The sequence below is a fragment of the Protofrankia sp. CiP1_Cm_nod1 genome (genome assembly GCF_920888515.1).
Classification (GTDB): Bacteria; Actinomycetota; Actinomycetes; order Frankiales; family Frankiaceae; genus Protofrankia.
The window spans coordinates 20,273-28,303 of record NZ_CAKKTM010000137.1; the positions used below are offsets into that span (position 1 = coordinate 20,273).

Annotated in this window: 7 protein-coding genes; all 7 read left to right on the top strand. The window is 70.1% G+C overall.

Going from position 1 to position 8,031, the window contains the following annotated elements:
* Positions 1–383: 383 nt before the first annotated feature.
* The 7 genes from NBX02_RS06635 (at position 384) to mscL (ending at position 7,661) form a co-directional block, all read left to right on the top strand.
* Entirely contained in the window at positions 384–1,067 is a 684-nt protein-coding gene (locus NBX02_RS06635; RefSeq protein WP_250290472.1) for a dihydrofolate reductase family protein, read from the top strand.
* A 396-nt stretch (positions 1,068–1,463) separates the two neighbouring features.
* Entirely contained in the window at positions 1,464–2,633 is a 1,170-nt protein-coding gene (locus NBX02_RS06640; protein ID WP_250282511.1) for a branched-chain amino acid ABC transporter substrate-binding protein, read from the top strand.
* 152 nt (positions 2,634–2,785) lie between these two features.
* Positions 2,786–3,715: a branched-chain amino acid ABC transporter permease gene (locus NBX02_RS06645; protein ID WP_250282512.1), complete on the top strand. Its 930-nt coding sequence runs from the start codon at positions 2,786–2,788 to the stop codon at positions 3,713–3,715.
* 251 nt (positions 3,716–3,966) lie between these two features.
* The gene (locus NBX02_RS06650; RefSeq protein ID WP_445548301.1) at positions 3,967–5,271 is read left to right on the top strand and encodes a branched-chain amino acid ABC transporter permease; all 1,305 of its coding nucleotides are present in this window, start codon (positions 3,967–3,969) and stop codon (positions 5,269–5,271) included.
* A gap of 154 nt (positions 5,272–5,425) precedes the next feature.
* Positions 5,426–6,289, top strand: coding sequence for an ABC transporter ATP-binding protein (locus NBX02_RS06655; RefSeq protein WP_250282516.1), 864 nt, complete (start codon positions 5,426–5,428; stop codon positions 6,287–6,289).
* Complete coding sequence (locus NBX02_RS06660; protein WP_250282519.1) at positions 6,289–7,005, top strand: ABC transporter ATP-binding protein; 717 nt, start codon at positions 6,289–6,291, stop codon at positions 7,003–7,005. Before NBX02_RS06655 ends, NBX02_RS06660 begins: the two co-directional genes overlap by 1 nt.
* 158 nt (positions 7,006–7,163) lie before the next feature.
* Positions 7,164–7,661: a large-conductance mechanosensitive channel protein MscL gene (gene mscL, locus NBX02_RS06665; protein ID WP_250282520.1), complete on the top strand. Its 498-nt coding sequence runs from the start codon at positions 7,164–7,166 to the stop codon at positions 7,659–7,661.
* Positions 7,662–8,031 lie beyond the last annotated feature (370 nt).

Below are 8,031 nucleotides of genomic sequence, written 5' to 3' on the forward strand. Positions count from 1 at the left end.
TGTCGCGACTGATGTCGGTCGTAAGCGTGTCACCGACGGAAGGAACGACACACCCTGTTTTCGGCGCCGTGCAGGCGGTTTTTACCGCCAGCTGGACGTTATACCGCCCTGGGCGCTCCGGACGGCACCGGGAGCGTCGTCGGCATATATTCCTGAAATCCTGCTCCCGTGCTTTCCGGCTGACGGCCACCGAGGGCGGCGGGAAGAACACCGGAAACGCGGTCGGTGGGCATTCCGGGGAGGCTCGGGCGGGCCCGGTCCGCCTGGGGGCGCACCCGTGGGCACCCGACGGATCCCGGCCCGCGGGGCTCCCGCTCCCGGCTGGGCCAGGCGTGGGTACATTCGGTGAGATGGCAGGCCAGGACGAGCCCGGAGCGCCGCGTGTGAGCCAACGGCCGTATGTCCTGCTGTCGGTCGCGATGTCCGTGGACGGCTGTATCGACGATGCCGGCGAGCGGCGGCTGCTGCTGTCCAACGACGCCGACCTCGACCGGGTCGACGAGGTCCGGGCCGGTGTCGACGCCATCCTGGTGGGCGCCAACACCATCCGTCGCGACAACCCCCGGCTGCTGGTCCGCTCGGCGGCCCGCCGCGAGGAGCGGGTGGCCCGCGGCCGGCCGGAGAGCCCGGCCAAGGTTACCCTCACCGGCCGTGGCGACCTCGACCGCGACGCCCGCTTCTTCACCACCGGGCAGGCCGAGAAGATCGTCTATGCCGCGAGCACCGCGGCGGACAGAGCGCGCGGGCGGCTCGCCGGGGTGGCATCCGTCGTGGACGCCGGCGACCCGCTCGACCTGAACACCGTCCTGGCGGACCTTGCCGCGCGCGGCATACGCCGGCTGATGGTCGAGGGCGGCGGTGCGATCCACACCCGGTTCCTCGCCACCGGGCTCGTCGACGAGATCCATCTGGTGATAGCGCCGTTCTTCGTCGGGGACCCTGCCGCGCCCCGCTTCGTCGGCGCCGGCACCTTCCCGCACCATCCGGGCCGCCGGATGGCGCTGGCCGAGGCCCGTCGGATCGGCGACGTCGTCCTGCTGCGCTACCTGCTCAACGCCCCGCCCTGATGCGCGTCCGCGGGCTCGTCACTGATCGTTTATGGGGGCTGGGCCCCGGGGCGGCGTCCCACCTGGTGGGGTGGCCTCTGGTGGGATGGCTGGTGGCCGCGCGGGACCTGCTTCGGACCGACCTGACCCAAGGTTGACACACCTGTGCGGATAGTAGGTGTAAGCGGGATGGCCGGTACCTTGGACGGCACGCAGGGTGCGTTTCCGATGCGTTCAGGAAGGGGCTACGGTGCCGACATTCGGTCAGGATGCATGGATGTCGGTGGGGATGCGTAGATGTTGGTGGGGATGCGCGGATGAGTGCTGGCGGGGCCAGCGGCATTCCGTGATCGTGACCACGTGTGCCGTCCGCGCACCGGCTCCGGGACGCGCAGCGGGACAGGTAGGAGGAGATGCATGGCCAGGCGAAAACTTCTGGGAGCGGTTGCTCTAGCCGGCGTGGTGGCCTTGACCGCCGCGGCGTGCGGTAGCGATGACGGATCGTCGTCGGATGGGAAGAAGACGATCACCATCGGCTTCCAGGGCGTCCTCTCCGGTGACAACCAGCAACTTGGTATCAACGCCCTGTACGGGGTGGAGACCGCCGTTGCCGAGGCGAACGCCAACGCGAACCTGCCCTTCAAGATAAGGCTGGTGCAGTCCGACGACGCGGGGTCACCGGACCAGGGCCCGACCGCCGCGCAGAAGCTCATCGACAACTCGGGCATCCTGGCGGTCGTCGGGCCGATGTTCTCCGGGGCCACCAAGGCCAGCGAACCGCTCTACTCGCAGGCCGGTCTGCTCTCGGTGAGCCCGTCGGCGACGAACCCGGCGCTGACCACGCTGGGCTTCAAGACCTTCTACCGGGTCATCGCCCCGGACACCGTCCAGGGCACGGCGGACGCCGACTACATCGCCGCCGTGCTGAAGGCGAAGAAGGTGTTCTCCCTCGACGACAAGAGCGACTACGGCACCGGCCTGTCCGCCGCGCTGGAGAAGGAGCTGAAGGCTCGGGGGGCGACCGTGGTCCACGACGGCATCAACCCGACGAAGAACTACACCTCCGAGGCAACAAAGATCATCGCGGAGAATCCGGACGTCCTGTTCTACTCGGGCTACTATGCCGAGCTCGCGCTGCTGTCCAAAGCCCTGCACGACAAGGGCTTCAAGGGCGTCACGGTGAGTGGTGACGGTTCACTGGACGCCAAGTACGTCGAGCAGGCCGGTGCCGCGGCGGCCGAGGGCACCTACCTGACCTGCCCGTGCAGCGACGCCAACAGCGACCCGAACGCGGCGGCCTTCGTCGAGTCGTACAAGAAGATCAATGGTGGTGCCAGGCCCGGCACGTACTCCGGTGAGGCGTACGACGCGACCAACGCCCTTATCGAGGTGTTCAAGAACCTCGGGGACAACCTGAGCCGGGAGTCGGTGGCGGAGGCCTTCGGGAAGGTCAACTACCAGGGTGTCACCAAGCTCGTCAAGTTCCAGCCGAACGGTGAGGTCGAAGGCGCGAACGACTTCATCTACCGGGTCAAGAACGGGCAGATCGTCGTTCTCGGCAACACCGTGGATCTGATCAAGTCCTGACGGGCCGCCCGAACGGTCCTGCCGGATAGTGAGGTGGTGGCCGGTGCGCTCCGCGGGCGCGGCGGCCACCACCCACGCCATGACAAGGGCACGAGCATGACCACGATCATGACCACGATCATGACGAGGACACGACCACGACGAGGAGACGCATGGGTTTTGCCGACCAGTTCTGGCAGTTGACCGTCGACGGTCTCATGGTCGGCTCGCTGTACGCGGTCATCGCCCTGGGTTACACGCTCGTCTACGGCGTGCTCCAGCTGATCAATTTTGCCCACAGCGAGGTGTTCATGCTGGGGGCCTTCGGCGGGCTGTTCGCCGCCAGGGGCCTGCTGCCGGGCGGCGCCACGCCGTCCGGGCCGGCCTCGGTGGGGCTGGTCGCCGCCGGGCTCGCGGTGGGTGCCGCCTGCGGCGCCGCGGCGGCGTTCATCCTCGAACGGGTCGCCTACCGGCCGTTGCGCCGGCGGTCCGCGCCCAGGCTCGCCTACCTCATCAGCGCGATCGGCGCGTCGCTGTTCGCGGTGAACCTCGCCGGCAAGGAGTTCGGCCGGCAGAACGTGCCGGTTCCCGACCTGTTCACCAACGGCACGCTCTTCCACGTCTTTGGCGCCCAGGTGTCCACCCAGACCGTCGTCGTCCTTGGCGCGGCGGTGGTGATGCTCGTCCTGCTGGACCGGCTGGTGGCGAGGACCCGCCTCGGGCAGGGCATCAGGGCGGTCGCGCAGGACGCGGACACCGCCGTCCTGATGGGGGTGAACGTCGAAAGAGTGATCATCCTGACCTTCGTCATCGGTGGCCTGCTCGCCGGTGCCGGTGGATTCCTCTATGCCATGACCTTCAACGCCTCGTACAACATGGGTTTCGTGCCCGGGGTGAAGGCGTTCACCGCCGCGGTGCTCGGCGGCATCGGGAACGTCCGCGGGGCCATGCTCGGCGGCATCCTGCTCGGGCTGGTGGAGAGCTACGGGGGGTATGTCTTCCAGGCGTCCTACAAGGACGTGATCGCCTTTCTGGTGCTGGTCGGGATCCTCATGGTGCGTCCGTCAGGCCTGCTCGGCGTGCGGCTGGGCAGGGCCGCGTGACCGCCCGCCCGCCCTCCTCGGCATCACCCGAACCCTCCGCGTCGGCCTCGTCCACCCCTTCTCCGCCGCAGCAGCAGCCGCCGCAGCCGACGCAGCAGTCGCAGCCGCCGACGCAGCCGGTACCGCGGCGGCAGCCGGAAGCCGCTTCCCGACCGGCGTCCCGTCCAGGCCCGGTGCCTCACCCGGGCCCGGGCCCCTCCGCCGGGCCCGTCCCCGCCGTGCCGGCGCGGGTCTTTCGAGGGGACGCCGGCGTGCTCACCCCGGCGCGGCTGCGGCAGCTCTGGGTGTGCCTCGCCCTCGGCGTTCTCGCCGCGGTGGTGACCGGGCCCGGCGGCGACTCCGCCCACCCGTTCCGCGCGTTGCGGCGCTCGGTGGTCGACCCGCGTATCGGGATCTTCATCGGCCTGGCGGTGGGCCTGTGGGTGCTGCTGATCGCCGTGGCGCGGCTACGCCCGCTGCTCGCCGAGGTGACAGCGGCGGCGCGGGCCCGCCGGCCCGTCGCGGCCGCCCTCGGGGGGCCGCACGCCACCACCGGCCTGAACGCGGTCCTGCTCGCCGCCGCGATCGTGGCGCCGCTGCTCGTCTCGACGGCGGCGCAGCAGTCGATGGTCAACGACATCGGTATCTACGCGCTGCTCGCGCTCGGGCTGAACGTCGTGGTCGGCTACGCGGGCCTGCTCGACCTCGGCTACATCGCGTTCTTCGCGATCGGTGCCTACGTGACCGCCTACTTCAGCTCGTCGTCGGCCATGCCGTGGCACGCGCCGTTCGTCATCAACCCGTTCTTCGTCTTCCCGATCGCGCTCCTGATCGCCGCGCTCGCCGGCGTGATCCTCGGCGCGCCGACGCTGCGGCTGCGCGGCGACTACCTGGCGATCGTGACGCTGGGCTTCGGGGAGATCATCCAGTTGCTCGCGAACAACTCGGACGAGGTCACGAACGGCTCGCGCGGGGTGTTCGGGGTGCCGCACCTGTCGGTCGACCTGCCCGGGATCCACTACCGGTGGGGGATCGACCCGCTGCCGTACTACTACCTGCTGCTCGGCATCGTGGTCGTCGTCATGATCGCCTTCGGCCGGCTGGAACGGTCCCGGATCGGCCGGGCCTGGGCCGCGATCCGGGAGGACGAGATCGCCGCGGAGGCCACCGGCGTGCCGACCCTGCGGATGAAGCTGCTCGCCTTCGCGATCGGGGCGTCGGTCTCCGGGTTCGCCGGTGTCCTGCTCGCCACCAAGCAGTTCTTCAACCCGCAGAGCTTCAGCCTGCAGTCGTCGTTCCTCGTGGTGGCGATAGTCATCTTCGGTGGGATGGGCTCGCGGCTGGGCGCGGTGACGGGGGCCGTCGTCCTGCAGGGGCTGGCCTTCTACCTGCGTGACAAGGTTCCGCCGACGGACCGGTACATCTACTTCGGCGCGGTCATCGTCGTGATGATGATTTTCCGCCCGCAGGGCCTGGTGCCGTCCCGCCGCCGACGCCGGGAGATCGAGCTCGCCGGCACCACCGCCGGCGCCTCGGACCAGCTCGGCGCGGCCCCGATCGGAAGGACCATCACTTGACCGCGCACGTCGACGGCTCTGTGTGTCCGGGGGTCCTCACACCTGCCGGCCGCGCTTCGTCTCTCAGCAGACACTCTGTGTTTCTGCATGCGGTGTCTCCTGGCGAGGACGCCGTGTGCCGCCGCGGGGCCGCGCGTCCCGGAAGGGCCACCGGATGAGCGCCGTTGCCGCGGCCGGGCCGGCCGACGCGGGGGTGCCGGGTGGAACGCCGTCCGACCTGGTGCTTGAAGCCCGTGATCTGACGCTGCGCTTCGGCGGGGTCACCAGTCTCGACGGGGTCTCGCTGCGGCAGCGCCGGGGCGAGATCCTGGCCGTGATCGGGCCCAACGGGGCCGGAAAAACCTCCCTGTTCAACTGCTTCACCGGCGCGTACCGGCCGCAGCAGGGCTCGGTGACGTTCTGGCGGACGTCCCGCCGGCCGGCGCGGATCGTCGGGCGCAGCCCGCACGCCATCACCCACCTCGGAATCGCCCGGACCTTCCAGAACATCAGGCTCTTCCCCGCGCTGTCGGCGCTGGAGAACGTGCAGATCGGCACCGAGGTCCGGCAGCGGTACGGATCGCTCAGCGCGGTCCTCGGGCTGCCCGGCGCGCGGCGGCAGGAACGGGCCGGGGTCAGCCGGGCGTTCGAGCTCCTCGACCTGGTCGGCCTGTCCCGGCGCGCGCACGACCTGGCCTCGTCGCTGTCCCACGGCGAACAGCGCCGGCTGGAGATCGCCCGGGCACTGGGCACCGGCCCGCGGCTGCTGCTCCTGGACGAGCCCGCCGCCGGCACGAACCCCGCCGAGAAGCGCGCTCTCGAGGCGCTGATCCGGCGGATCGCCGGGGGCGGGGTCTCGGTCCTGCTGATCGAGCACGACATGCGGCTGGTGATGTCCGTCGCGACCACGGTGGTGGTGCTGAACTTCGGCCGGGTCATCGCCCACGGCACCCCGGCCCAGGTCCAGCGCGACCCGGCGGTGGTCGAGGCCTACCTCGGTGTGGAGACCGGCGTGGATGCCGGCGGGGAGGTGCGCTGATGTTGCTGGAACTCGCCGACGTCGAGGTCAGCTACGGCGCCATACCGGCGTTGCGCGGCGTACGGCTGGAGGTCGCCGAAGGCGAGATCGTGACGCTGCTCGGAGCGAACGGCGCCGGCAAGACGACCACCCTGCGGTCGATCTCCGGGCTGCTCCGCCCCCGCCGCGGGGAGATCTACCTGGACGGCCGGCCGCTGTCGTCCATCCCGGCGCACACCCTTGTCGGGCTGGGGGTCAGCCACGTCCCCGAAGGACGGCGGGTGTTCGCCGGCATGACCGTCCGGGAGAACCTGCTGATGGGCGCCTACCATGACCGGCGGCACGTGCGGGAGGGCACCGAACGGGTCTTCACCCTGTTCCCGCGGCTGGCCGAGCGGGCCTCCCAGCTGGGTGGCACCCTCTCCGGCGGGGAACAGCAGATGCTGGCCATCGGCCGGGCGCTGATGAGCCGGCCTCGGCTGATGCTGCTCGACGAACCGTCGATGGGGCTCGCCCCCCGGATCATCCAGACCATCTTCGAGGTGATCGTCGAGATCAACAGGGCCGGCGTGGCCGTGCTGCTGGTGGAACAGAACGCGGTGCAGGCCCTGCGGATCGCGCACCGTGGCTACGTGCTGGAAAACGGCCAGGTCGCCCTCACCGGCAGCGGCGCCGACCTGCTCGCCGACGACCGCGTCCGCCAGGCATACCTCGGCGAGGACATCCCCACCGGATGACAGGCGCCGTATCGGCCCGCTCCGCACAAGAGCCCGCGGCACATCAGAGGGAGGCCGTTTTTTCCCTGTAGGGCGGGGCTGTAACCTCCGTGGTACTGGGTAGCTCCGGGCCAACCCGGACGCCCCACACAACTCGGCCGGCCTCCTGGGGGATCTGTGTGAGCGCGTTGCGAGAAGCTGTCGACAAGGGCCGTGCGCCGACCCGACTGATCGCCCCCGGGCTGAAGGGCTTCAAGGAGTTCCTGACCCGCGGCAACATCGTCGACCTCGCGGTCGCGGTCGTCATCGGTACTGCCTTCACCGCGCTGGTCACCTCGCTGGTGAAAAACCTGATCACCCCGCTGATCGCGGCCATCGGCGGGCAGCCGGACTTCTCCGCACTGACCTTCACCGTCAACGGCAGCCGGTTCAACTACGGCTCGTTCGTCAACGACGTGGTCTCATTCGTGATCGTCGCGGCCGTGATCTACTTTCTCATCGTCCTCCCGCTTGCCAGGGCGAGCGGGTTGCGCAAGCGGAACGGGCGGGCCGCGGAGCCGGAGCCCACGCCGGTCAGCGACGACATCCGGCTGCTGACGGAGATCCGCGACCTGCTCGCCAGCGCCGCGGCGGCCACCGCCACGGCGCCCGCGCCCCGCTCTCCCGGCCAGAGCTGACGACACATCCGGAGCTGGCATATCCAGAACCGACGACGGCCAGCGGCAGCACCGCCCGCCACGCCCGGCCGGGCCGGCCCGAAGGCCCGGCCGGCGCGAGCCGAGGGCGCCTGTCGTCATGACGGTTCCGCGGAACGGTAGCGTTCGAGCTCTGTGAACGGTAGCCTCCGGGGCCTGTAAACGATCAACCCTGCCGGGGCTGAGGCCGGGGCTCAACTGTCGTCCGCAAGCCATGAGAAGACCCTGTGGGTCCCCTACCTGCACCGCGCGTTTCCTGCTGGCACCGACCGCCGTGACGTGGACGGACGGGTCAGTCGCATGCACGTGGTGCGCAACCGTGCCGCGCACCACGAGCCCCTGTCCCGTCTCT